20 protein-coding genes and 1 tRNA gene are annotated in these 23,880 nt (G+C 68.2%); 3 read left to right on the top strand and 18 right to left on the bottom strand.

Annotation, left to right across the window (positions count from 1 at the left end; all coding sequences use genetic code 11):
• Positions 1-2: 2 nt before the first annotated feature.
• From rpsL to B072_RS0102380, 13 genes are all read right to left on the bottom strand, one after another.
• Positions 3-374 carry a 30S ribosomal protein S12 gene (rpsL, locus tag B072_RS0102445; RefSeq protein WP_003948652.1) on the bottom strand — a complete coding sequence of 124 codons (372 nt, stop codon included), beginning with the start codon at positions 372-374 and terminating at the stop codon, positions 3-5.
• Between the two features lie 358 nt (positions 375-732).
• Positions 733-1,260 carry a DUF1707 and DUF4190 domain-containing protein gene (locus tag B072_RS0102440; RefSeq protein WP_018528340.1) on the bottom strand — a complete coding sequence of 176 codons (528 nt, stop codon included), beginning with the start codon at positions 1,258-1,260 and terminating at the stop codon, positions 733-735.
• Positions 1,261-1,379: 119 nt separating this feature from the next.
• Complete coding sequence (locus B072_RS0102435) at positions 1,380-5,279, bottom strand: DNA-directed RNA polymerase subunit beta' (RefSeq protein WP_018528339.1); 3,900 nt, start codon at positions 5,277-5,279, stop codon at positions 1,380-1,382.
• 100 nt (positions 5,280-5,379) lie between these two features.
• Positions 5,380-8,865 carry a DNA-directed RNA polymerase subunit beta gene (gene rpoB, locus B072_RS0102430; protein ID WP_018528338.1) on the bottom strand — a complete coding sequence of 1,162 codons (3,486 nt, stop codon included), beginning with the start codon at positions 8,863-8,865 and terminating at the stop codon, positions 5,380-5,382.
• Between the two features lie 569 nt (positions 8,866-9,434).
• Positions 9,435-9,818, bottom strand: coding sequence for a 50S ribosomal protein L7/L12 (rplL, locus tag B072_RS0102425; RefSeq protein ID WP_018528337.1), 384 nt, complete (start codon positions 9,816-9,818; stop codon positions 9,435-9,437).
• A 110-nt stretch (positions 9,819-9,928) separates the two neighbouring features.
• Positions 9,929-10,459, bottom strand: a complete 531-nt coding sequence (rplJ, locus tag B072_RS0102420; protein ID WP_018528336.1) for a 50S ribosomal protein L10 — start codon at positions 10,457-10,459, stop codon at positions 9,929-9,931.
• 265 nt (positions 10,460-10,724) lie between these two features.
• Positions 10,725-11,678: a hypothetical protein gene (locus B072_RS0102415; protein WP_018528335.1), complete on the bottom strand. Its 954-nt coding sequence runs from the start codon at positions 11,676-11,678 to the stop codon at positions 10,725-10,727.
• A gap of 71 nt (positions 11,679-11,749) precedes the next feature.
• On the bottom strand, positions 11,750-12,439 hold the full coding sequence (locus B072_RS42210; RefSeq protein WP_158689133.1) for a hypothetical protein: 690 nt from the start codon (positions 12,437-12,439) through the stop codon (positions 11,750-11,752).
• A gap of 134 nt (positions 12,440-12,573) precedes the next feature.
• Positions 12,574-13,305 carry a 50S ribosomal protein L1 gene (gene rplA, locus B072_RS0102405; protein WP_018528333.1) on the bottom strand — a complete coding sequence of 244 codons (732 nt, stop codon included), beginning with the start codon at positions 13,303-13,305 and terminating at the stop codon, positions 12,574-12,576.
• Positions 13,306-13,382: 77 nt separating this feature from the next.
• A complete protein-coding gene (rplK, locus tag B072_RS0102400; RefSeq protein WP_016645192.1) occupies positions 13,383-13,817 on the bottom strand; it encodes a 50S ribosomal protein L11 in 435 nt (144 codons plus the stop codon).
• Positions 13,818-14,015: 198 nt separating this feature from the next.
• A complete protein-coding gene (gene nusG / locus B072_RS0102395; RefSeq protein WP_018528332.1) occupies positions 14,016-14,885 on the bottom strand; it encodes a transcription termination/antitermination protein NusG in 870 nt (289 codons plus the stop codon).
• A gap of 77 nt (positions 14,886-14,962) precedes the next feature.
• Positions 14,963-15,247: a preprotein translocase subunit SecE gene (gene secE, locus B072_RS0102390; RefSeq protein ID WP_018528331.1), complete on the bottom strand. Its 285-nt coding sequence runs from the start codon at positions 15,245-15,247 to the stop codon at positions 14,963-14,965.
• A gap of 107 nt (positions 15,248-15,354) precedes the next feature.
• Positions 15,355-15,427: transfer RNA gene (locus B072_RS0102380), tRNA-Trp, on the bottom strand.
• A 202-nt stretch (positions 15,428-15,629) separates the two neighbouring features.
• Here B072_RS0102380 and B072_RS0102375 point away from each other — a divergent pair.
• Together B072_RS0102375 and B072_RS0102370 are read left to right on the top strand one after the other, a co-directional pair.
• Positions 15,630-16,877: a pyridoxal phosphate-dependent aminotransferase gene (locus tag B072_RS0102375; protein ID WP_026245377.1), complete on the top strand. Its 1,248-nt coding sequence runs from the start codon at positions 15,630-15,632 to the stop codon at positions 16,875-16,877.
• Positions 16,878-17,003: 126 nt separating this feature from the next.
• Positions 17,004-18,026, top strand: a complete 1,023-nt coding sequence (locus B072_RS0102370; protein WP_026245376.1) for an adenosine deaminase — start codon at positions 17,004-17,006, stop codon at positions 18,024-18,026.
• Positions 18,027-18,032: 6 nt separating this feature from the next.
• On the opposite strand, the gene B072_RS0102365 is transcribed toward B072_RS0102370, so the two are convergent.
• Positions 18,033-18,647: a TetR/AcrR family transcriptional regulator gene (locus tag B072_RS0102365; RefSeq protein ID WP_018528328.1), complete on the bottom strand. Its 615-nt coding sequence runs from the start codon at positions 18,645-18,647 to the stop codon at positions 18,033-18,035.
• Positions 18,648-18,757: 110 nt separating this feature from the next.
• On the opposite strand from B072_RS0102365, the gene B072_RS0102360 reads away from it, so the two are divergent.
• The gene (locus tag B072_RS0102360; protein ID WP_018528327.1) at positions 18,758-19,390 is read left to right on the top strand and encodes an NAD(P)-dependent oxidoreductase; all 633 of its coding nucleotides are present in this window, start codon (positions 18,758-18,760) and stop codon (positions 19,388-19,390) included.
• Positions 19,391-19,393: 3 nt separating this feature from the next.
• Here the strand turns inward: B072_RS0102360 and B072_RS45335 are convergent, their stop codons facing one another.
• From B072_RS45335 to B072_RS42200, 4 genes are all read right to left on the bottom strand, one after another.
• Positions 19,394-20,800, bottom strand: coding sequence for a hypothetical protein (locus B072_RS45335; RefSeq protein ID WP_018528326.1), 1,407 nt, complete (start codon positions 20,798-20,800; stop codon positions 19,394-19,396).
• Positions 20,801-20,904: 104 nt separating this feature from the next.
• On the bottom strand, positions 20,905-21,969 hold the full coding sequence (locus tag B072_RS0102350) for a UDP-N-acetylmuramate dehydrogenase (RefSeq protein ID WP_078506270.1): 1,065 nt from the start codon (positions 21,967-21,969) through the stop codon (positions 20,905-20,907).
• A 50-nt stretch (positions 21,970-22,019) separates the two neighbouring features.
• Entirely contained in the window at positions 22,020-22,400 is a 381-nt protein-coding gene (locus B072_RS0102345; protein WP_018528324.1) for a hypothetical protein, read from the bottom strand.
• Positions 22,401-22,436: 36 nt separating this feature from the next.
• Positions 22,437-23,876 carry a DHA2 family efflux MFS transporter permease subunit gene (locus tag B072_RS42200; protein ID WP_051127062.1) on the bottom strand — a complete coding sequence of 480 codons (1,440 nt, stop codon included), beginning with the start codon at positions 23,874-23,876 and terminating at the stop codon, positions 22,437-22,439.
• Positions 23,877-23,880: the final 4 nt, after the last annotated feature.

Below are 23,880 nucleotides of genomic sequence, written 5' to 3'. Positions count from 1 at the left end.
TTCTACTTCTCCTTCTTGGCGCCGTAGCGGCTGCGGGCCTGCTTGCGGTTCTTGACACCCTGGGTGTCAAGCGAACCGCGGATGATCTTGTAGCGAACACCGGGCAGGTCCTTCACACGGCCGCCGCGCACGAGCACGATGGAGTGCTCCTGCAGGTTGTGTCCCTCACCCGGAATGTAGGCCGTGACCTCGATGCCGCTGGTCAGACGCACACGCGCGACCTTACGGAGGGCCGAGTTCGGCTTCTTCGGGGTGGTCGTGAACACACGCGTGCAGACGCCACGGCGCTGGGGCGAACCCTCGAGTGCGGGCGTCTTGTTCTTCTCGACCTTGTCCTGCCGGCCCTTCCGGACCAGCTGCTGGATCGTAGGCACTACTTCTCCGGTTTCTGTGTGCCGAGTAGTAAAGCTAACCTGGAACGCTTCCGACCCACGCGGTCGGGTGTGTCGAATACTGCAGACCCCCGCCGAAGGGCGGGAAGCGGCAGATTGCGGTGGCCATGATCAGATCCGACAGGTCCTGATCCGAACTCGCCGTGCGGCTGAAGACACGCACACGAGCCCAAGGCACACCCCAGGCACAAGGTCTGAGCGTACCTACCTCACGGACTTCGGTCAAAACAAATGCAGTCCACTACGACACGCCGGGCTTTCGCAGCCCGCCCGGGGCATTCGTCCCGGTAGCCGGGGGTTTCCGGAGCGTGGCCGGATCGCACCCCCGCCGGCACCGGCCCTAGCTTGATCCCGCGCTCGCCAGCAGGGCGATGACCAGGATGAATGCCCAGAGTCCGATCCACAGCCAGCCCAGCACGAGCCCGCCGACGGCCATCCCGTCGCCCTGCTCCCGTGTGCGACGGATCTCACCTCGGGCCATGTGCCCCAGAATCACCGCCGGGATGGCGGTGATGCCCCCGCTGAAGAACGTACCCACACCACAGGCCAGCGCGCCGATCGCCTTGCCGTTGGTGGGCGCGGGCGGCATCGGCCGGAACGTCTGCGGTACGTGCGCCATCGGCATCTGCTGCTGCGGTGTGGGCCCCTGCGGCAGGTCCGCGACGAGCGTGCTCAGCTCCGCCACCGTGCGCGCCTGATAGGCCCGCTCGACCCGCTTCTCGTACTCGGGCTGCTGGAGCCGCCCCTCGGCGAAACCGGCCCGCAGAACGTCGACCGCACGCTCCCGGTCGGAGTGCGCGGCGAGCATGGAGGGCTGCTGGCTCTGGTGCGGCGGCCAGGGCGCCGGCTGCCACTGCGGATTCGTCACGACACCACTTCCCCCGGACCGACACTGCGTTGCCCCCATCATGCGCCAACGCGCCGCAGGGCGGCCACCCCGAACTTCCTCGGGGTGACCGCCCTGCGGGTCGAACAGGTACTGCTCGCCTACTGGTTGTACGGACCGTAGTCGTAGTCCTCCAGCGGAACGGCCTGGCCGGAGCCGGTGCCGAACGGCGAGTAGTCGATGTCGTCGTAGCCGACGGCCGAGTACATCGCGGCCTTGGCCTCCTCGGTGGGCTCCACCCGGATGTTGCGGTAACGGGACAGACCCGTACCGGCCGGGATGAGCTTACCGATGATGACGTTCTCCTTGAGGCCGATGAGGCTGTCGGACTTGGCGTTGATCGCCGCGTCCGTCAGCACTCGGGTCGTCTCCTGGAAGGAGGCGGCCGACAGCCAGGACTCCGTCGCCAGCGAGGCCTTGGTGATACCCATCAGCTGCGGACGGCCGGAGGCGGGGTGACCGCCCTCGGTGACCACACGACGGTTCTCGGTCTCGAACTTCGAGCGCTCGACGAGCTCGCCCGGCAGCAGCTCCGCGTCGCCGGACTCGATGATCGTCACGCGGCGCAGCATCTGCCGGATGATGATCTCGATGTGCTTGTCGTGGATCGACACACCCTGCGAGTTGTAGACCTTCTGGACCTCGCCGACCAGGTGGACCTGGACGGCACGCTGACCCAGGATGCGCAGCACGTCGTGCGGGTTGGTGGCACCCACGGTCAGCTTCTGGCCGACCTCGACGTGGTCGCCCTCGCCCACGAGCAGACGGGCACGCTTCGAGATCGGGAACGCCGTCTCGTCGCTGCCGTCGTCCGGGGTGACGACGAGCTTCTTGGTCTTCTCGGTCTCCTCGATGCGGACACGGCCCGCGGCCTCGGAGATCGGGGCGACACCCTTCGGCGTACGAGCCTCGAAGAGCTCGACGACACGGGGCAGACCCTGGGTGATGTCGTCACCGGCCACACCACCGGTGTGGAAGGTACGCATCGTCAGCTGGGTACCGGGCTCACCGATGGACTGGGCGGCGATGATGCCGACCGCCTCACCGATGTCGACCAGCTTGCCGGTGGCCAGCGAGCGGCCGTAGCAGAAGGCACAGGTGCCGACCGCCGACTCACAGGTCAGGACCGAGCGGGTCTTGACCTCCTCCACGCCGTTGGCGACCAGGGCGTCGATGAGCACGTCACCGAGGTCGACGTTGGCCGGCGCGATGACCTTGCCGTCGACGACGATGTCCTCGGCCAGCATGCGGGCGTAGACGCTGGTCTCGACGTCGTCCGTCTTGCGCAGCGTGCCGTCGGCACCGCGCTCGGCGATCTTGAGCTTGAGGCCACGGTCGGTGCCGCAGTCCTCCTCGCGAATGATGACGTCCTGGGAGACGTCGACCAGACGACGGGTGAGGTAACCCGAGTCGGCGGTACGCAGAGCCGTGTCCGCCAGACCCTTACGAGCACCGTGAGTCGAGATGAAGTACTCCAGCACCGACAGGCCCTCACGGAAGGAGGCCTTGATCGGACGCGGGATCGTCTCGTTCTTGGCGTTCGACACCAGACCACGCATACCGGCGATCTGACGCATCTGCATCATGTTTCCTCGGGCACCCGAGTCAACCATCATGAAGATGGGGTTGGTCTTCGGGAAGTTCGCGTTCATCGCCTCGGCAACCTCGTTGGTCGCCTTGGTCCAGATCGCGATGAGCTCCTGAGTGCGCTCTTCCTTCGTGATGAGACCGCGCTCGTACTGCTTCTGGACCTTCTCGTCCTGGGCCTCGTAGCCCTTGACGATCTCGACCTTCGCCTCGGGAACGACGATGTCGGAGATGGCCACGGTGACGCCGGAACGGGTCGCCCAGAAGAAGCCGGACGCCTTCAGGTTGTCGAGCGTCGCCGCCACGATGACCTTGGGGTAGCGCTCGGCCAGGTCGTTGACGATCTCGGAGAGCTGCTTCTTGCCCACCGAGTAGTCGACGAACGGGTAGTCCTCGGGCAGCAGCTCGTTGAAGAGCGCGCGGCCCAGGGTCGTACGCAGCCGGAAGCTGTCGCCCGACTGGTACTCCGGCTCGCCCTCCTCGGCCACCGGCGGCGTCCAGCCACGCGGCGGGATGGTGCCCACCGGGAAGCGGATGTCGACCTGCGACTGCAGAGCCAGCTCGCCGGCGTCGAACGCCATGATCGCCTCGGCGACGGAGCCGAACGCGCGGCCCTCGCCCTTGACGTCACGGAGTTCACCGTCGGTGGTGAGGAAGAACAGACCGAGGACCATGTCCTGGGTCGGCATCGTCACCGGACGGCCGTCGGCGGGCTTGAGGATGTTGTTCGAGGACAGCATCAGGATGCGGGCCTCGGCCTGCGCCTCCGCGGAGAGCGGCAGGTGGACGGCCATCTGGTCACCGTCGAAGTCCGCGTTGAACGCGGTGCAGACGAGCGGGTGGATCTGGATGGCCTTGCCCTCGACCAGCTGCGGCTCGAAGGCCTGGATGCCGAGGCGGTGCAGGGTGGGAGCACGGTTCAGCAGAACCGGGTGCTCGGCGATGACCTCTTCGAGGACGTCGTACACGACCGTGCGGCCGCGCTCCACCATGCGCTTGGCGCTCTTGATGTTCTGCGCGTGGTTCAGGTCGACCAGGCGCTTCATCACGAACGGCTTGAAGAGCTCCAGCGCCATGGCCTTCGGCAGACCACACTGGTGCAGCTTCAGCTGCGGACCGACGACGATCACGGAACGCGCGGAGTAGTCCACACGCTTACCGAGAAGGTTCTGACGGAAACGACCCTGCTTACCCTTCAGCATGTCGCTGAGGGACTTCAGCGGGCGGTTACCGGGACCGGTGACCGGGCGACCACGACGACCGTTGTCGAACAGGGCGTCGACGGCCTCCTGGAGCATGCGCTTCTCGTTGTTCACGATGATCTCGGGCGCACCGAGGTCGAGAAGGCGCTTCAGGCGGTTGTTGCGGTTGATCACGCGGCGGTACAGGTCGTTCAGGTCGGAGGTCGCGAAGCGGCCACCGTCCAGCTGCACCATCGGACGCAGGTCCGGCGGGATGACCGGCACGCAGTCCAGAACCATGCCCTTGGGGCTGTTCGAGGTCTGCAGGAACGCGGAGACGACCTTGAGGCGCTTGAGCGCACGGGTCTTCTTCTGGCCCTTGCCGGTACGGATGATCTCGCGGAGGCGCTCGGCCTCCTCGTCGAGGTCGAAGGTCTCGAGACGCTTCTGCAGCGCCGCGGCACCCATCGAACCGTCGAAGTACGTGCCGAAGCGGTCACGCAGCTCGCGGTAGAGCAGCTCGTCGCCCTCGAGGTCCTGGACCTTGAGGTTCTTGAAGCGGTTCCACACCTCGTCGAGACGGTCGATCTCGCGCTGGGCACGGTCGCGCAGCTGCTTCATCTCACGCTCGGCACCTTCGCGCACCTTGCGGCGCACGTCGGCCTTGGCACCCTCGGCCTCGAGCTCGGCCAGGTCGGTCTCGAGCTTCTTGGCGCGGGCCTCGAGGTCCGAGTCGCGGCGGTTCTCGACCTGCTGACGCTCGACCTGGACGTGCGCCTCGAGGGAGGGCAGGTCGCGGGTACGGCGCTCCTCGTCCACGTACGTGATCATGTACGCGGCGAAGTAGATGACCTTCTCGAGGTCCTTCGGGGCGAGGTCGAGCAGGTAGCCCAGCCGCGACGGAACGCCCTTGAAGTACCAGATGTGCGTGACGGGAGCGGCCAGCTCGATGTGGCCCATCCGCTCACGACGCACCTTGGCGCGGGTGACCTCCACGCCGCAGCGCTCGCAGATGATGCCCTTGAAGCGGACGCGCTTGTACTTACCGCAGTAGCACTCCCAGTCCCGGGTCGGACCGAAGATCTTCTCGCAGAAGAGTCCGTCCTTTTCGGGCTTGAGGGTGCGGTAGTTGATGGTCTCGGGCTTCTTGACCTCGCCGTGGCTCCACTGACGGATGTCGTCAGCGGTGGCCAGACCGATCCGGAGCTCATCGAAGAAGTTGACGTCGAGCACTATGCGTCAATCCCTCTCAGGGTTGTAAGTCTGTGGTCTGAAACGGGGGTCGCGGGGTCGGTGCGGGGGCTCATCCCTGAGCCCCCGCACCGGACTCCCGTCAGACCTCTTCGACGCTGCTCGGCTCGCGCCGGGACAGGTCGATGCCGAGCTCCTCCGCTGCGCGGAAGACGTCCTCGTCGGTGTCGCGCATCTCGATGGACATGCCGTCCGAGGACAGCACCTCCACGTTGAGGCACAGGGACTGCATTTCCTTGATGAGCACCTTGAAGGACTCGGGAATGCCGGGCTCGGGGATGTTCTCGCCCTTGACGATGGCCTCGTAGACCTTCACGCGGCCGGTGACGTCGTCGGACTTGATGGTCAGCAGCTCCTGGAGGGCGTACGCGGCGCCGTATGCCTCCAGCGCCCACACCTCCATCTCACCGAAGCGCTGGCCACCGAACTGGGCCTTACCACCCAGCGGCTGCTGGGTGATCATCGAGTACGGACCGGTCGAACGCGCGTGCAGCTTGTCGTCGACCAGGTGGTGGAGCTTGAGGATGTACATGTACCCGATCGAGATCGGGTCCGGGAACGGCTCGCCGGAGCGGCCGTCGAACAGCCTCGCCTTACCGGTCGGCTGCACCATGCGCTCGCCGTCGCGGTTCGGGATGGTGTGCTGCAGCAGACCCGCGAGCTCGTCCTCACGCGCACCGTCGAAGACGGGGGTGGCGACGTTGGTGCCCGGGGCGACCTGGTCGGCGCCGATGGCCTGCAGGCGCTGCGCCCACTCCTCGCCGAGGCCGGAGACGTCCCAGCCGCGGCTGGCGAGCCAGCCGAGGTGGATCTCCAGAACCTGTCCCGGGTTCATTCGGGACGGCACACCCAGCGGGTTGAGGATGATGTCGACCGGAGTTCCGTCCTCGAGGAACGGCATGTCCTCGATCGGAAGGATCTTCGAGATAACGCCCTTGTTGCCGTGGCGGCCGGCGAGCTTGTCACCGTCCGTGATCTTGCGCTTCTGCGCCACGTAGACACGAACCAGCTGGTTCACGCCCGGCGGCAGCTCGTCGCCCTCTTCACGGTCGAAGACGCGGACGCCGATGACCTTGCCGATCTCGCCGTGCGGCACCTTCAGCGAGGTGTCACGGACCTCACGGGCCTTCTCACCGAAGATCGCGCGGAGCAGGCGCTCCTCCGGCGTCAGCTCGGTCTCGCCCTTGGGCGTGACCTTGCCGACGAGGATGTCGCCGGCGACGACGTCCGCACCGATGCGGATGATGCCGCGCTCGTCGAGGTCCGCGAGGACCTCCTCGGAGACGTTCGGGATGTCCCGGGTGATCTCCTCCGGGCCGAGCTTGGTGTCACGGGCGTCGACCTCGTGCTCCTCGATGTGGATCGAGGAGAGGACGTCGTCCTGCACGAGGCGCTGCGACAGGATGATCGCGTCCTCGTAGTTGTGACCCTCCCACGGCATGAACGCCACGAGCAGGTTCTTGCCGAGGGCCATCTCGCCCTCTTCGGTCGCGGGACCGTCGGCCAGGACCTGACCGGCGATGATCCGCGCGCCCTCGTCCACGACGACCTTCTGGTTCACAGAGGTGCCCTGGTTGGAGCGGGAGAACTTGTGCAGGCGGTACGTGGAGTACGTGCCGTCGTCGTTCGTGATGGTGATGTAGTCCGCGGAGACCTCCTGGACCACACCGTCCTTCTCGGCCTTGAGCACGTCACCGGCGTCGGTGGCGCAGCGGTACTCCATGCCGGTGCCGACGAGCGGCGCCTCGGACTTGATCAGCGGCACGGCCTGACGCATCATGTTCGCGCCCATGAGGGCACGGTTGGCGTCGTCGTGCTCGAGGAACGGGATCATGGCGGTCGCGACCGACACCATCTGGCGCGGCGAGACGTCCATGTAGTCGACGTCGTCACCCGGGACGTAGTCGACCTCGCCGCCACGGCGGCGGACCAGCACGCGGGCCTCTTCGAACCGGAGCTCTTCGGTCAGCGGCGCGTTGGCCTGCGCGATGACGAAGCGGTCCTCTTCATCGGCGGTCAGGTAGTCGACGTCGTCGGTGACGACACCCTCGACGACCTTGCGGTACGGCGTCTCGATGAAGCCGAACGGGTTGATCCGTCCGTACGAGGCGAGCGAACCGATCAGACCGATGTTCGGGCCTTCGGGCGTCTCGATCGGGCACATGCGGCCGTAGTGCGACGGGTGCACGTCTCGCACCTCGAAGCCGGCCCGCTCACGGGAGAGACCACCCGGGCCGAGGGCGTTCAGACGACGCTTGTGCGTCAGCCCCGACAGCGGGTTGTTCTGGTCCATGAACTGGGACAGCTGCGAGGTACCGAAGAACTCCTTGATCGACGCCACCACGGGGCGGATGTTGATCAGGGTCTGCGGCGTGATCGCCTCGACGTCCTGGGTCGTCATGCGCTCGCGCACGACGCGCTCCATACGGGCGAGACCCGTACGGACCTGGTTCTGGATCAGCTCACCGACGTTACGGATACGGCGGTTGCCGAAGTGGTCGATGTCGTCGGTCTCGACGATGATCGAACGACCCGACTCCGCGACCGTCTCGGTCTCACCGGCGTGCAGCTTGACCAGGTACTTGATGGTCGCGATGACGTCGTCGGTGGTGAGCACGCCGGCGTCCAGCGGCTCGTCCGCGCCGAGCTTCTTGTTCACCTTGTAGCGGCCGACCTTCGCGAGGTCGTAGCGCTTCGGGTTGAAGTAGAGGTTCTCGAGCAGCGTCTGAGCAGCCTCGCGCGTGGGCGGCTCGCCCGGGCGCAGCTTGCGGTAGATGTCGAGGAGCGCGTCGTCCTGGCCCTGGGTGTGGTCCTTCTCCAGGGTGGCGCGCATGGACTCGTACTCGCCGAACTCCTCGAGGATCTGCTCGGTGGTCCAACCGAGAGCCTTCAGGAGAACGGTGACGGACTGCTTGCGCTTGCGGTCGATGCGGACACCGACCATGTCGCGCTTGTCGATCTCCATCTCCAGCCAGGCACCCCGGGACGGGATGATCTTGGCCGAGAAGATGTCCTTGTCGGACGTCTTGTCGATGGAGGAGTCGAAGTAGACACCCGGCGAGCGGACCAGCTGGGAGACAACGACACGCTCGGTGCCGTTGATGACGAAGGTGCCCTTGTTCGTCATGAGCGGGAAGTCGCCCATGAAGACCGTCTGGGACTTGATCTCGCCGGTCTCGTTGTTGGTGAACTCGGCGGTGACGAAGAGCGGGGCGGCGAACGTGAAGTCGCGCTCCTTGCACTCGTCGATCGAGTTCTTGGGAGGCTCGAAACGGTGATCGCGGAACGTCAGGGACATCGACCCGGAGAAGTCCTCGATCGGGGAGATCTCCTCGAAGATCTCCTCCAGACCGGACTTGGTGGGGACGTCCTGGCCCGACTCCAGAGCCGCCTCGACCCGACTCTGCCAAGCGGTGTTGCCGAGCAGCCAGTCAAAGCTCTCGGTCTGCAGCGCGAGCAGGTTGGGAACCTCGAGGGGCTCCTTGATCTTTGCAAAGGAGATGCGCAGCGGGGCGGTGCTTGCGCCGTTGTTCGTATTCGCGGTCGAGGCGTTGCGCGAGGCGGCCAAGAGGGGGTCCTTCCGAGGGCTCGGACTCACTACGCGCGTACCGGTCCCAAGCCATGCAGAGGGACAGAAAGCCCTGGTCAGGGCTGATTCAGTCCACTGTGCTCAAGCGAGGGCATGCCCCTGGTGACGGGCAGGGAGCAGCTAACAGGCAGCGCAAAGGGACAGTGTAGCCAGAAGGCCCACTGATGTCCAGTGCGGGTTTTTTGAGACCCTCGTTGTTCTCAACCGTTCGCTGTCTGTGGCATGCCCTGTGCGCTGAGCGCACATCCTTACTGCCCTCTTCGTCGTCGATCCATGCCTCGGATCCGGATCGTTGTGACGACGCGTCCTGAGAATTGCGCGCTGCGTGCTGTTCGTCAAGGCCCCCTCTTGGCCGAACAGGGGTGGCTCCAGGCACAACGAAGATCACCATACTCTGCGCGACCGACAGTGCAAGGCACCCTCGGCCTGCGAGCCAGACAACGCCGAAGGGCGACCACCCAGTTGGGTGATCGCCCTTCGGTACGTCGGCGTTACAGCTCCCGAGGGAGCAGTTTCACCGAAGAAGAGTCAGCAGACTCGAAGAGGTCTTACTTGACCTCGACGGAGGCGCCGGCGCCCTTGAGGGCCTCGGCGGCCTTCTCCGCGGCGTCCTTGGCGACCTTCTCGAGGACCGGCTTCGGGGTGCCGTCGACGAGGTCCTTGGCCTCCTTCAGGCCCAGGGAGGTCAGCTCACGCACGACCTTGATGACCTGGATCTTCTTCTCGCCGGCACCCGTGAGGATGACGTCGAACTCGTCCTGCTCGGCCTCGGCCTCGGCGGGGGCAGCGGCACCGGCGGGGCCGGCGACGGCGACGGCCGCGGCGGCGGTGACGTCGAACTTCTCCTCGAAGGCCTTCACGAACTCGGAGAGCTCGATGAGGGTCATCTCCTCGAACTGGGCGAGCAGGTCTTCCTGGCTGAGCTTCGCCATGATGGGCGATCCTTCCACTAATTCGGCTGGTGCCGGTTGTCCATGTAGGCGGGCGTACTGTCGGCCCGCTTCGACCGTCGCCTCAGGCGGCGGTCAATGTGCGAGCCGAATTACTCGGCACCGCCCTGCTCGGCCTGCTTGACCCGAAGCGCCTCCGCGGTGCGGACGAACTTCGACGGGAGCGCCTGGAAGAGCTGAGCAGCCTGCGACTGCTTGCCCTTGAACGCACCGGCCAGCTTGCTGAGCAGAACCTCGCGGGACTCGAGGTCCGCAAGCTTCTTGATCTCGTCGGCGGACAGCGCCTTGCCGTCAAGGACACCGCCCTTGATGACGAGGTTGGGGTTGTCCTTGGCGAAGTCACGAAGACCCTTCGCCGACTCCACCGGGTCACCGGTGACGAAGGCAACCGCCGTCGGACCCGTGAAGAGGTCGTCCAGCGTGTTGATCCCGGCCTCGTTGGCCGCGATCTTGGTCAGCGTGTTCTTCACCACGGCGTACTCGGAGTTCGCACCGAGGGAACGGCGCAGCTGCTTGAGCTGGGCCACGGTGAGACCCCGGTACTCGGTCAGCACAGCGGCGTTCGAGCTGCGGAACTTGTCCGTGAGCTCGGCTACCGCGGCAGCCTTGTCGGGCGTCGGCATAGAGCGTCGGCCTCCTTCCGGGTGATGAGGACCGCTCAGAAGGAGACTGGCAAAACGAAACGCCCCGGCGCAGGCGCACGGGGCGTGAGCTCGACCGATACGAACGGATTCGTACGGGAGCACTTCCACGGTCACCTGCGCGGGTCGTCCGCAGTTTCAGCGGATCCTTCGGCCACCGAACCCTCTTACGAGCGCACGGCAACGACCAGCGGTCTTTGGCTTCCCTGGAAGGTTACGCGAAAGCTGACGTGTCGAGCAAATCCGCTCAGGCTCCGCTGCCGGAGGTCCCCGCGGAGGCGCCGGCGGAGGCGCCCGCACCCATCTCCTTGAGCATCTCCATGAGGTCGAAGGTCTGGCTCGCGGGCGGTGTGTCGACCTTCACCGCGGCCCCGTAGTCCGAGAACTTCTGCGACATCTCGACCGCGCCCTGGGCGCTGTCCATGGTGACGTCCATCCGGACCGGCAGGTCGTCCTCGCTGACCCACAGCTCGGTGTCGTAGTCCTTGATGCCGGCCTTCTCCACGTTCTTCAGGAGCTTGTCGCGGTCGGACTTGCCGAGGACCTTCAGCGAGTCGTTCTTCGCCACCATCTCGTCGACGGTCAGCGTGCCCTTGTAGTGCTGGGTCTTCACGCCGTCGACCGTGGCCGAGCCGATGTGCTTCAGGTTCGGCGAGTCGAGCAGCATCGCGATCTGCTTGGCCGGGTCCTGGTTCATGTTGTCCAGGCCGCCGGTCATCTGGCTCGCGGCCTTCTCGTCGCCGGCCTGCTTCGCGATGGCGCCGAGGTCCATCTTCATCCAGCGCTTGCCGTCCATGTCCTTGGCGGCCTTGGCCCCCATGTCCATGTACATCACGTCGTCCTGCCAGACCATGCGGACGCTCTCGGGCGCGTCCGCGTCGCCGGCGGTGAGGGCGGAGCCGGACATCGTCATATCCATGACGGTCGGGTCCCAGCCCATCGTGCCGGACATCTTCATGGTCCCGCCGCCGCCGGCCGCGGCCGGCGTCTTCATCGTCATCTCGACCTTGGCGGACTTGGCCGCCGAGGTCTTCTTGTACGCGGCCGTCAGCACCTCGCTGATCTGCGAGCGGCCCTGGCTCTGCGAGGACGCCTTCTTCGCGCCGTCCTGGTCGGATCCACCGGAGCAGGCCACGGCCCCGGTACACAGCAGTGCGGTCGCGGCGGCGGCGCCGACCGTGCGACGTACGACAACAGTCATCTCAATCCCACCCCTTGGAACATGCGTACTACCTGCACACTAACGGCGCCCTAGGACAACGGGCCCATGGGTCAACCCTCCGTTACAACGTCGTCGAAATCGACGGTGTCGTGCGCGGGCGGTCGCGTGGCCGTGGCGGCGGCGGTGCCGTAGTCGCTGTAGCGCACGGTGGTGGTGAACTCGCCCTCCCGGTAGGCGCGTTGGACCAGGAGGTGGCGGGCGTCGAGCCACACCTCCAAATGCCGCTTGCCGGAGGTGCCCTCGTAGTGGGTGGTCTCGGTGCCGCGCACGGTCACCCGCCCCACCTTCCGGACGTCATCGGCCGCGCCGAGCGCCTTGAGGCAGTCGGCCGGCGTGAGGTCGCTGGTCGCGTCGTACGGGTAACGGATCCAATGCCTGCCGTCCTGCAGGGCGGCGAACCTGTCCGTCATCCGCGTGTAGTAGCCGTCCGGAAGGAAGCGCGCCTGGGACGGGTCGCCGCCCAGCCTGCGCGTGGAGGCCGCCAGTTCGCCGCCGGTGACGCGCACCGTCAGGGTGCCCTCGACGCCGTCGGACCAGCTGAGGGTTCCCGTGCTGCGGGAGGAGAGGCGGGCTCCGTTGCGCATGGTCGCCTCGACGCGCGCCGAACCGGCCGCGGCGACCTTCTGGCGGGCCGTGCGCAGCGCGTCGGCGGCCGCCCCCGCGCCGGGGCCCTTCGCCCCGCCGCAGCCCGCGAGCAGCGCGCCCACGGCGGCCAGCGCCGCCACCCGTCCGTGCCTCATCCACTCCCCCGGTTCGATCACGGCGACGCTAGCGCAGCCGCGTACCCGCACGGGCCGGAAAAGAGGAACGGGCCCCGCGCCTCCCGAAGGAGATGCGGGGCCCGTCGCCGACTTCAGCGAGCCTCGAAGAGGGCTCAGACCGCGGCCGGGTCCTCCTCGGTGAGGAGGTTGCGGGTGCGGTTCGGGTCGACCGGAACGCCGGGGCCCATCGTGGTGGCGATGGCGGCCTTCTTGATGTAGCGACCCTTGGCGGCGGACGGCTTCAGACGAAGGATCTCGTCGAGGGCCGCACCGTAGTTCTCCACCAGCTTGGTGTCGTCGAAGGACACCTTGCCGATGATGAAGTGCAGGTTCGAGTGCTTGTCGACGCGGAACTCGATCTTGCCGCCCTTGATCTCGTTCACGGCCTTGACCACGTCAGGGGTCACGGTGCCGGTCTTCGGGTTCGGCATCAGGCCACGGGGACCGAGCACGCGGCCGAGGCGGCCGACCTTGCCCATGAGGTCCGGGGTGGCGACAACGGCGTCGAACTCGTTCAGGCGCTGGCCCTTGGAGATCTCGTCGATGAGCTCGTCGGAGCCGACGATGTCGGCGCCGGCGGCCTCCGCGGCCGCAGCACGGTCACCGGTCGCGAAGACCAGGACCCGGGCGGTCTTGCCGGTGCCGTGCGGAAGATTCACGGTGCCACGGACCATCTGGTCGGCCTTGCGCGGGTCAACGCCCAGGCGGAAGGCGACCTCGACGGTGCCGTCGAACTTCGTCGCGGAGGTCTCCTTGGCGAGACGGATCGCCTCGAGCGGGGCGTAGAACTTGTCCCGGTCGATCTTGGCGTCCGCAGCGCGGAGAGTCTTGCTGCGCTTGCTCACTTACTGCTCCTGAGTTCTAGAGGAGTCGTGGTACGGGCCGAGCAGGCCCTGCCACGGAATGTCCTACGAGGTGGGTGTCAGCCCTCGACCGTGATGCCCATGGAACGGGCGGTGCCGGCGATGATCTTCGACGCGGCGTCCAGGTCGTTGGCGTTGAGGTCGGGCATCTTGGTCGTGGCGATCTCGCGGACCTGCGCCTCGGTGATCTTGGCGACCTTGGTCTTGTGCGGCTCGCCCGAGCCCTTCTCGACACCAGCGGCCTTGAGGATCATCTTCGCGGCCGGCGGGGTCTTGGTGATGAAGGTGAAGGAGCGGTCCTCGTAGACCGTGATCTCCACCGGGATGACCCAACCGCGCTGCGACTCGGTCGCGGCGTTGTAGGCCTTGCAGAACTCCATGATGTTGACGCCGTGCTGGCCCAGCGCGGGGCCGACCGGCGGAGCCGGGTTGGCGGCGCCGGCCTGGATCTGGAGCTTGATGAGCCCCGTGACCTTCTTCTTCTTGGGAGGCATGTGCTCTCTCTCCGGGTCTTAGTGAGAGTGTTCAGCCGCCACCCGTGAACGATGATCGTCCAGATCATCCGGATGGAGGCATACCGCACAACGATAACGGGTATCCATGCGCGGCTAAAAACCGAGCAGGTCAGACAGGCTTTTGAGAGCCCATCTGACCTGTTCGGAAGCTATGTGCCCAGAAGGTGCTAGTAGGTACTAGTTCTTCTGGATCTGGTCGAAGCTGAGCTCGACCGGGGTCTCGCGGCCGAAGATCTCGACGAGGCCCTTGACCTTCTTCGAGTCGGCGTTGATCTCGTTGATCGTGGCCTGCAGCGTCGCGAACGGGCCGTCGGTGACGGTGACCGAGTCGCCGACCTCGAAGTCCAGGACCTCGACGGTGACCTTGCGGGCCGGAGCCGGCTTGCCCTCGGCCTCGGCGGCCTCACGGGCGGCCTTCTCCTCGGCCTCCGGGGCGAGCATCTTGACGATCTCGTCCAGGGTCAGCGGGTACGGGTCGTAGGCGTTGCCCACGAAGCCGGTGACGCCGGGGGTGTTGCGGACGACGCCCCAGGACTCGTTCGTCAGATCCATGCGGACGAGAACGTAACCGGGCAGCTTGTTCTGCCGGACGTTCTTGCGCTCGCCGTTCTTGATCTGGACGATCTCTTCCTCGGGGACCTCGGCCTGGTAGATGAAGTCCTCGACGTTGAGCGAGACGGCACGCTGCTCCAGGTTCGCCTTCACGCGCTTCTCGTAGCCCGCGTAGGTGTGGATGACGTACCACTCGCCGGGCAGGCCGCGGAGCTCGTCGCGCAGAGCGGTGATCGGGTCGACCTGCTCCTGCTCTTCCTCGAGCTGCTCGATCTCGGCCTCGACGGCCTCGTCCTCGGCGTCATCGACGTCGGCATCGGTCTCGCTGTCGGCTTCCTCGACCTCGAGGGCTGCCTCTTCGGCGGGCTCGCCGGCGGCGATGTCGGCAGCCTCGGCCTGGTCCGGGTCCTCGGCGTCCGCCGCCTCGACGATGTCGAGCTGGTCCTCCACGGACTCCGCCGACTCGATGGCGTCGTTCAGGTTCGGGTCAGACACGGTGGCTGCTTCTTCCTGGATACAAGGGGTGGAACGCGCGAAAGGGGCGCCGGTCAGGGCGCCCTCCGCTTTCGGCTTTAGCCGAAGACGTACTTGACGAGGTGGTTGAACCCATAGTCAATCACGGTCACGAGACCGATCATGACGATGACGAACACGATCACCACGGTGGTGTACGTCGAAAGCTGACTGCGAGTCGGCCAGACGACCTTGCGGAGTTCCGCGACGATCTGGCGGTAGAAGAGTGCGAGGCGGCCGAAGGGGCCCTTCTTGCCGCGCTTGCCGCCCTTACGAGCCTTCTTGGACTCCGGCGCCTCATCCTGGGCATCAGGCATGTCGATGGAGCCCACGGCGTCCGTCACTCGTCCTCACCTGATTCCGGGTCGTGGCCGTGCCGCGCCCGGTTGAGCCGCACGGCGGTGCAATGCAGTACGTACATGCGCACACATCCTGGCGAAGGAGTGTGTAGCAGGGCCGGAGGGACTTGAACCCCCAACCGCTGGTTTTGGAGACCAGTGCTCTACCAATTGAGCTACGACCCTTTGTTTCCCCCAACGTACCGCATCCGCCCGGCTGCACGGAGTGCGATCGGTTGGTGCGGCCGGTGAAGGCCAACGAGCAGTGAGTGTACGTGCTTCGCGGCCCTCCGTCGAACGAATGGGGACGCGAAGTGGATCAACCTCGGATCCGACGGTCTTGGAAACCCGTGTGCCGGGCGGGTTTCGGGTCTGGAACGATGGGGTTATGAGCGCTGCAACTCCTTCTCCGTCCGCTGGTTCGTCCCCCACCGAGCGCCGGGTGTCCGCCCGCATCGGCTCCATCTCCGAGTCCGCGACCCTCGCCGTCGACGCCAAGGCCAAGGCCCTCAAGGCCGCCGGGCGTCCGGTGATCGGCTTCGGCGCCGGTGAGCCCGACTTCCCGACGCCCGACTACGTGGTCGAGGCGGCCATCGAGGCCTGCAAGAACCCGAAGTTCCACCGCTACACGCCGGCCGGCGGTCTGCCCGAGCTGAAGGCCGCGATCGCCGCCAAGACGCTGCGCGACTCCGGCTACGAGGTCGACGCCTCGCAGATCCTGGTGACCAACGGCGGCAAGCAGGCCATCTACGAGGCGTTCGCCGCGATCCTCGACCCGGGCGACGAGGTCATCGTCCCGGCGCCGTACTGGACGACGTACCCGGAGTCGATCCGTCTCGCCGGCGGTGTGCCGGTGGAGGTCGTGGCCGACGAGACGACCGGATACCGCGTCTCCGTCGAGCAGTTGGAGGCCGCGCGCACCGAGCGCACGAAGGTCGTGCTGTTCGTGTCGCCGTCGAACCCGACGGGCGCCGTGTACAGCGAGGCCGAGGCCGAGGCGATCGGCCGCTGGGCCGTCGAGCACGGCCTGTGGGTCATGACGGACGAGATCTACGAGCACCTCGTCTACGGGGACGCGAAGTTCACCTCGCTGCCCGCGATCCTTCCGGAGCTGCGCGACAAGTGCATCGTGGTCAACGGTGTCGCGAAGACGTACGCGATGACCGGCTGGCGCGTGGGGTGGATCATCGGCCCGAAGGACGTCGTGAAGGCCGCGACGAACCTGCAGTCGCACGCCACCTCGAACGTCTCCAACGTCGCGCAGGCGGCCGCGCTCGCCGCCGTCTCCGGTGATCTGACCGCCGTGGACGAGATGCGCAAGGCCTTCGACCGCCGCCGCCAGACCATCGTGCGGATGCTCAACGAGATCGACGGCGTGCTCTGCCCGGAGCCGGAGGGTGCCTTCTACGCGTACCCGTCCGTGAAGGGCCTCATCGGCAAGGAGATCCGCGGCAAGCGTCCGCAGAACTCCGTCGAGCTCGCCGCGCTCATCCTGGAGGAGGCCGAGGTCGCCGTCGTTCCGGGTGAGGCCTTCGGCACGCCGGGCTACCTGCGTCTGTCGTACGCGCTGGGTGACGAGGACCTCGTCGAGGGTGTCTCCCGTATGCAGAAGCTGCTGGCCGAGGCTCAGGACTGAGTCGTCAGCAGCCGCTTGTTGAGCGGGCCGCCTCCTTAAGGAGGCGGCCCGTTTCTTCGTTCGGGCAAGGACTCGAAGGTGGAAAGACGCTACCGGGACGACAGGTGTGTACGGCAGGATCTTGGGATGGAGCGTGTAGGACGTGATGTACGTCAGTTGCCGAAGGCCCACCTGCATCTGCATTTCACCGGGTCGATGCGGCCCAGCACCCTGCTCGAACTCGCCGACAAGTACGGGGTTCGGCTGCCCGAGGCGCTGACCGGTGCAGAGCCGCCGAAGCTGCGGGCCACCGACGAGCGCGGGTGGTTCCGCTTCCAGCGGCTCTACGACGCGGCGCGTTCCTGTCTGCGGGAACCCGAGGACATCCAGCGCCTGGTGCGCGAGGCCGCCGAGGAGGACATCGCCGACGGGTCGGGCTGGCTGGAGATCCAGGTGGATCCGACGTCGTACGCGCCTCGGCTCGGCGGGCTGATTCCCGCCCTGGAGGTCATCCTGGACGCCGTCGACAGCGCCTCGCGCGAGACCGGGCTCGGGATGCGGGTGCTCGTCGCCGCGAACCGGATGAAGCACCCGCTGGACGCCCGCACGCTGGCGCGGCTCGCGGTGCGGTACGCGGACCGGGGCATCGTCGGGTTCGGGCTCTCCAACGACGAACGGCGCGGCATGGCGAGGGACTTCGACCGGGCCTTCGCCATCGCGCGCGAGGGCGGACTGCTGTCGGCGCCGCACGGAGGCGAGCTGACCGGGCCGTCCTCCGTGCGCGACTGCCTCGACGATCTCGACGCCACCCGGATCGGGCACGGCGTGCGGGCCGCCGAGAGCCCGCGGCTGCTGCGGCGGCTCGCCGAGGCCGGTGTCACCTGCGAGGTGTGCCCGGCGTCCAACGTCGCGCTCGGCGTCTACGAGAAGCCCGAGGACATCCCGCTGCGCACGCTCTTCGAGGCCGGGGTGCCGATGGCGCTCGGCGCCGACGATCCGCTGCTGTTCGGCTCGCGGCTCGCCGCGCAGTACGAGATCGCGCGCCGCCACCACGGCTTCACGGACGCCGAACTGGCCGAGCTGGCACGGCAGTCGGTACGCGGCTCGGCGGCGCCGGAGGGCGTCAAGGAGAAGCTCCTGAACGGGGTGGAGGAGTGGCTGGCCGCCTGACCCGGCTCAGGCGATCCCGGTGAGCAGCGTGTGCGCGATGTGCGCCGCGAACTCCTCCACCGGCTGCGGCGGCCTGCGGTCCGGGGACATCTCGTAGGCGAAGGCACGCTGCGCGCAGGCGCCCAGGAGGAGTGAGGCGGCGGCATAGGTGTCGGCGTCGGAGCCGATGCGGCCCGCCTTCTGTTCGGCTCTCAGGTAGGCGTCGAGTCCCTGGATCGGCTTGTGCGGGCCGGTGCCCAGTTCGCGCATCACCTCTTCATGGCGGCGCTTGAGCTGGGGCTCGGCATACAAAGAGGCGGCCATCGGGAACGTCTGCTCGTAGAAGAGCGCCGCTTCGTGGGCGATGTCCGTGAGGTTCTGCTCGACCGTGCGGCCGGGGTTTCCGGCGCCTTCCGCAAGGAGGCGGCCGAGCAGAGAACCCAGCTTCGGAAGGCGCTCGTTGAGCACCGTCACGAAGAGCTCCTCCTTGTTGGCGAAGTACTTGTAGAGCGCCGCTTCGGAGCAGCCCGCGGCCTTGGCGATCGCCTTGGTGGTGGTGCGGGCGAGGCCGATGCTCAGCATGAGCTCGTGGGCCGCGTCGACGATGCGGACGCGGGCCGGCTTCTGGGCCGTGCTTTCCATGCGGGCTCCAACCAACCTTGACGCGGGGGTGAGTACTCACTCACCCTAAGGGCGAGCAGGGGTGAGTGAGTACTCACCCACCAATGAAGCGCGCGCCTTGGAGGTACGCCATGAAGCTCACGGTTTTCGGTGCGACGGGCGGCATCGGGCAGGAGCTCGTCCGGCAGGCCCTGGCGGCCGGGCACGAGGTGACGGCGGTGGTGCGGGATCCCGCGCGGTTCACCGTCACCGGCGAGCGCCTGGAGGTGTTCCGGGCGGATCTGAGGGATCCCGAGTCGCTGCGCCCGGCCGTCGCGGGCCGGGACGCGGTGCTGTCCGGGCTCGGGGCCCGCAGGCGCGCGGACGCGGGCATCGCGGCGGAGCTGACGCGGTCGGTCCTGCGGGCGATGGAGGCGGCGGGCACCCGGCGGCTGCTCGTGGTCAGCGCGGGCCCGGTGGGCCCGCAGCCCGCCGACTCCCCGTTCGCCGACCGCCTGATGATCGGGCTCGTCGGCGCGGCCCTGAAGCCGGTCTACGTCGATCTGGCCGCCATGGAGGCCGAGTTGGCGGCCAGCGCGACGGACTGGACGTCGGTACGGCCGCCCCGCCTCCAGGACAAGCCGCTGACCGGCTCCTACCGCACGGTGGTGGGCGGCTTCCCGCGCTCGGGCCGCTTCATCGCCCGCGCGGACGTGGCGCACGCGATGCTGGCGATGGTCGACGACCCGGCGACGGTGAAGCAGGGGGTCGGGGTGGCGTACTGAGGGCTATGCCTCGTCGGCATGCTCCGGCGTCAGCGTCTGTTCGCGCAGCTCCGCGGCCACGCGCGCGATGCCGGCGTGGCTCATGCCCTCCGCACTGACCAGGACCGTGCCGAAGCTGCCGCGGTCCGCCCAGGTGCAGGCTCCCTGCGGAGCACCCCCGAGGAGCGGCTCGGCCGTCAGGCACTCGACGCGGCCGCCGAGTCGTCCCGGCGCGGGGTTCCACGTGCCGGTCACGTGCCTGCCGCTCATCTCCACGCCCTCGCGGAAGACGCCGGTCAGTTCCCCGGGCTCGACGTCGTGCAGGTCGCCGGTGGCGCCGAACAGCAGCACGGCGGGCTGCTCGGCCCCCTCCTCCCCGTAGGCGGCCAGCAGTCGCCTGCCTCCCGGGGGCATCTCCTCCTCGTTCATGAGCGCGGCATAGAGGCCCAGCGTGGGGTTGTCCTTGAGCTGCCGCAGACCATGGAACGTCCGGGGCACCTCGGCCTCGTAGTGCGGGTACGCGGTGCTGCGCGCGTAGTTCCAGCCGATGGCGCCACTCGCGGAGGTCACCAGGATCGCCGCCCCGAAGACGACCATCAGCTTGTCGGCGACCCGCAGGGGCGGGAGCCCGGGCGCTCCCGGCGCGGGCACGCGGTGCTCCACCGGCAGCCGGTCCAGAGCCCGGCGGCGCGCCCCGCGCAGCAGCGCCTGCTCCTGACGCACGGGAGCGGTCAGCACGAGGACGGCGAGCAGCACCCAGGGCGAGAGCGCGAACGCCGTCACCGTGAGCAGCAGTGCGGACGCGGCCACGGCCAGCACCAGAGCCGTCAGGTACGGGCGGCGCACCACTACGCGCGCGGGCGCGGCGATCGGCCGGGCGAGCGCGGCGAGGGTCTCCGCGCGCACCGCGAGCCGCCGGTCGTACGGCCATGCGGCGGCGGCCTCCGCGGCGGTCGCGGCGGCCTGGGGCAGGGTGACACCGGAGTCCAGCAGGATCCGCACGTCGTAGCGCTGGACGCGCGCCTCGGAGGGCGGCTTCGGACCGGGGCCCCGGCCGAGCTGCCACGCCTGCGGCGAGTCGGGGGCCAGCTCGCGCAGCCGCTCGGCGGCCTTCTTGCCGCGGGCCAGCCGCCCGGGGTGCTCGACCCCGTCGGCCGCCGCGCCGAACTCCGCGTACGCGGCCAGCAGGTCGAGGTCGTCCGGGAAGGCGTCGAGCCCGGTCCGGTACGCGTGCTCCGCCGCCGTGTCGTGGTCGTCGTCGTCCTCGGCGGCATGGGCCCGGGCGAGGACCAGGTAGAGGGCCGCGTGCGGCCCCGCCTCCTCGATGCCCGCCTGCGCCGCGGCCCGGGCCTGTCTCAACTCCCCCGCGCGCAGCAGCGTTTCCGCGCGCTCGCACCCGGACAGCACGGACTGCCCGTTCTTCTCCTGCATGTGTGGTCCCCACCCCTGATGTGCGTGTCGATCGACTCGACGCCGTCACTATCAGGGGCGACCACCTGCGCGGTCAATGGGAAATCGCAGCTCAGAGGCTGTGCTCAGAGGCTGACGCCGACCGTCACGGGCTCGTTGACGAGCGTCACCCCGAACGCCTCGCGGACCCCGGCCACGACCTCGCGGGCCAGCGCGAGCAGGTCCTCCGTCGTGGCCTCGCCTCGGTTGGTGAGGGCGAGGGTGTGCTTGGTGGAGATGCGGGCCGGGCCGGTGCCGTAGCCCTTGGTGAAGCCCGCCTTGTCGATGAGCCAGGCCGCGGAGGTCTTTGTCAGCCCCTCCCCCGCCGGGAACGCGGGCGCCTTCGCGTCGGGGCCCAGACGCTCGGCCACGCGCGCGTGGAACGCCGCGAACTCCTCGTCCGTGAGGATCGGGTTGGTGAAGAACGAACCGGCCGACCAGGTGTCGTGGTCCTCCGGGTCGAGCACCATGCCCTTGCCCGCGCGCAGCTTCAGGACGGTCTCGCGCGCGGTCGCGGCGGGGACCCGGTCGCCCGCCTCGACACCGAGGGTGCGCGCGGTCTCGGGGTACTTGATGGGCGCGCTCAGGCCGCCCGCGTCCTCCAGCTCGAACCGCACCCGCAGCACGACGTAGCGGTCGGGTTCGGCCTTGAAGCGGCTGTGGCGGTACGAGAAGGCGCACTCGGCGTTCGGAAGGGCGACGGTCTCGCCCGTCGTGCGGTCGTAGGCGATCACCTCGGTGATCGTGGCGGAGACCTCCTGGCCGTACGCGCCGACGTTCTGGATCGGTGTCGCGCCCGCGGAGCCGGGGATCCCGGCGAGGCACTCGATGCCCGCGAGGCCCGCCTCGACGGTGCGTCGCACGGCGTCGGTCCACACCTCACCGGCCGCCAACTCCAGCTTCGTACCGTCGAGTTCGAAGCCCTCGGTGGCGATGCGCAGTGCGGTGCCGGCGAATCCCTTGTCGCCGATGACGAGGTTGCTGCCACCGCCGATGATCAGCAGCGGGGTGCCGGCGGCATCGGCCTCGCGCACCGCGTCGATCACCTCGGCGTCGGTGGTCGCGGTGAGCAGCCGGGTGGCGGGCCCGCCGAGCCGGAAGGTGGTCAGGGGGGCGAGAGGGGCTTCGTGGAGTTCCTGCACGCGCTCCAGGGTACGAGAACGGCCCCGCCGCGCTGACGGGGCCGTTCTCGTACCGGGTCTCACCGGAAGCGTCGCAGGACGTCCTTCCAGTCGAGCGGCAGGTCGTCGGTCGGCGCCTTCCAGGTGAGGAACTGCGCGTCCTTCATCTGTCCGCGCAGGCCCGCGGCGACGGGCCCGTGCGGCGCGGAGGCCGCGAAGCCCTTCAGCGCCTCGGGCGACTCCCAGGCGGACAGCGTCCAGAAGGTCCGCTTGAAGGGCTGCGCCTTCAAGGTGGCCCCGTAGGCGCCGGGCGCCCTGCCTACGTGCCGCCAGACGGTCGGCGTACGGAGGAAGAACTTGAAGGCGCCCCACAGAGTGCGGGTCTCGAAACGGGAGGCGAAGACGAGGGCCTCCGCGCCCGCGGGCGGGGTGTTCGGCGTGGTCCAGGGCAGGGTCGGCATGAGGTGCTCCCTTCGGCTGCGTAGGTGCCGCGGGTGTCAGGCGTTCTCGAGGACCGGAGCGGCCTCGGCGTCGTCGCGCACGGTGGTCACCGTGCGTCGCGTCTTCGGGATGAACAGGGCCGCGACACCGCCGAGAGCGACCAGGGAGGCGCCCACCCACAGCGCGGGCTGGATGCCGTCGACGAAGTGCTGCGCGGAGTCGTAGCCGCCCTGCGCCGAGAAGATCGACGACATGACCGCGATTCCGAGCGCGCCGCCGACCTCGCGCAGCGCGTTGTTGGAACCGGAGGCGATGCCCTGTTCCTCGGGTCGGACGCTGGCCATGACCAGGCTGGAGGCCGGGGCGAAGTAGAGCGCCATTCCGATGCCGCTGACGATCAGACCGGGCAGCTGGGCCGCGTACGAGACGTCGGCGGAGAGCACGAAGGCGAACCAGCCGAGCCCGACGGCCTGCAGGAACAGTCCGGCGGCGGCGACGGACCGGCCGCCGATCCGGTCGGAGAGGTAGCCGGCGATGGGGGCGACGATCATCGGCATGCCGGTCCAGGGCAGCATCCGCAGGCCGGCCTCGGTGGGCGAGTAGCCGACCACGCCCTGGAGGAACTGGCTGAGCAGGAAGATCGAGCCGAACATGCCGAGGAACATCAGCAGGCTCGCGGCGTTCACCCCGCTGAAGGCGCGGGAGCGGAAGAGCCGCATGGGGAGCATGGGGTTGGCGCTGACCATCCCGTGCCGCACGAAGGCGACGAGCAGGGCCGCCCCGCCGAACAGGCCGAGGAGCACGATCGGGTCGCTCCACCCCTCGATCGGCGCGCGGACCAGGCCGTACACGATGCCGAACAGGCCGCCGCTGGCGAGCAGGGTGCCGGTGATGTCGAGCGGGGCGCCGGTGCCGTGGGACTCCTTCAGGCGCAGCCGGGCGAGCGGCAGCAGGGCGAGGCCGACCGGGACGTTCAGCCAGAAGATCCAGTGCCAGGAGACGTGCTCGGTGAGGGTGCCGCCGATGAGCGGCCCGGAGGCGACCGCGAGCCCGTTGGCCGCGCCCCAGATGCCGAACGCCATGCCGCGCTTGGCGGCCGGGACGGCGGCGCTGAGCAGGGTCAGCGTCAGCGGCATCATGATCGCGCCGCCGACGCCCTGCACCGCGCGGGCGGCGATCAGGGCGTCGATCCCGGTGGACATCGCCGCGGCGGCGGAGGCCCCGGTGAAGATCGTGATGCCGACCAGGAAGAGCCGCCTGCGCCCGAACCGGTCGCCGAGCGCGGCGCCGAACATCAGCAGGACGGCGAAGGTGAGCGTGTAGGCGCTGACCGTCCACTCCAGGTCGTCCAGGGCGCCGCCGAGGTCCTGGCGGATGGACGGCAGGGCCGTGGTGACGACGAGGTTGTCCAGGGCCGCCATGAATCCGGCGAGGCTGGTGATGACGAGGGCCCAGGCGGCTCCCCCGCGCCGAGTCGATGCTTGTTGCTGTGACATTGCT

Source organism: Streptomyces sp. HmicA12, from assembly GCF_000373565.1.
Lineage (GTDB): Bacteria > Actinomycetota > Actinomycetes > Streptomycetales > Streptomycetaceae > Streptomyces.
This window is presented reverse-complemented; position numbering and strand designations above follow the sequence as displayed.

Coding starts and splice junctions, on each gene's coding strand:
- rplL (WP_018528337.1), bottom strand. CDS start 9,818: ATGGCGAAGCTCAGCCAGGAAGACCTGCTCGCCCAGTTCGAGGAGATG.
- rplJ (WP_018528336.1), bottom strand. CDS start 10,459: ATGCCGACGCCCGACAAGGCTGCCGCGGTAGCCGAGCTCACGGACAAG.
- B072_RS0102415 (WP_018528335.1), bottom strand. CDS start 11,678: ATGACTGTTGTCGTACGTCGCACGGTCGGCGCCGCCGCCGCGACCGCA.
- B072_RS42210 (WP_158689133.1), bottom strand. CDS start 12,439: ATGAGGCACGGACGGGTGGCGGCGCTGGCCGCCGTGGGCGCGCTGCTC.
- rplK (WP_016645192.1), bottom strand. CDS start 13,817: ATGCCTCCCAAGAAGAAGAAGGTCACGGGGCTCATCAAGCTCCAGATC.
- B072_RS0102375 (WP_026245377.1), top strand. CDS start 15,630: ATGAGCGCTGCAACTCCTTCTCCGTCCGCTGGTTCGTCCCCCACCGAG.
- B072_RS0102370 (WP_026245376.1), top strand. CDS start 17,004: ATGGAGCGTGTAGGACGTGATGTACGTCAGTTGCCGAAGGCCCACCTG.
- B072_RS0102365 (WP_018528328.1), bottom strand. CDS start 18,647: ATGGAAAGCACGGCCCAGAAGCCGGCCCGCGTCCGCATCGTCGACGCG.
- B072_RS0102360 (WP_018528327.1), top strand. CDS start 18,758: ATGAAGCTCACGGTTTTCGGTGCGACGGGCGGCATCGGGCAGGAGCTC.
- B072_RS45335 (WP_018528326.1), bottom strand. CDS start 20,800: ATGCAGGAGAAGAACGGGCAGTCCGTGCTGTCCGGGTGCGAGCGCGCG.
- B072_RS0102345 (WP_018528324.1), bottom strand. CDS start 22,400: ATGCCGACCCTGCCCTGGACCACGCCGAACACCCCGCCCGCGGGCGCG.
- B072_RS42200 (WP_051127062.1), bottom strand. CDS start 23,876: ATGTCACAGCAACAAGCATCGACTCGGCGCGGGGGAGCCGCCTGGGCC.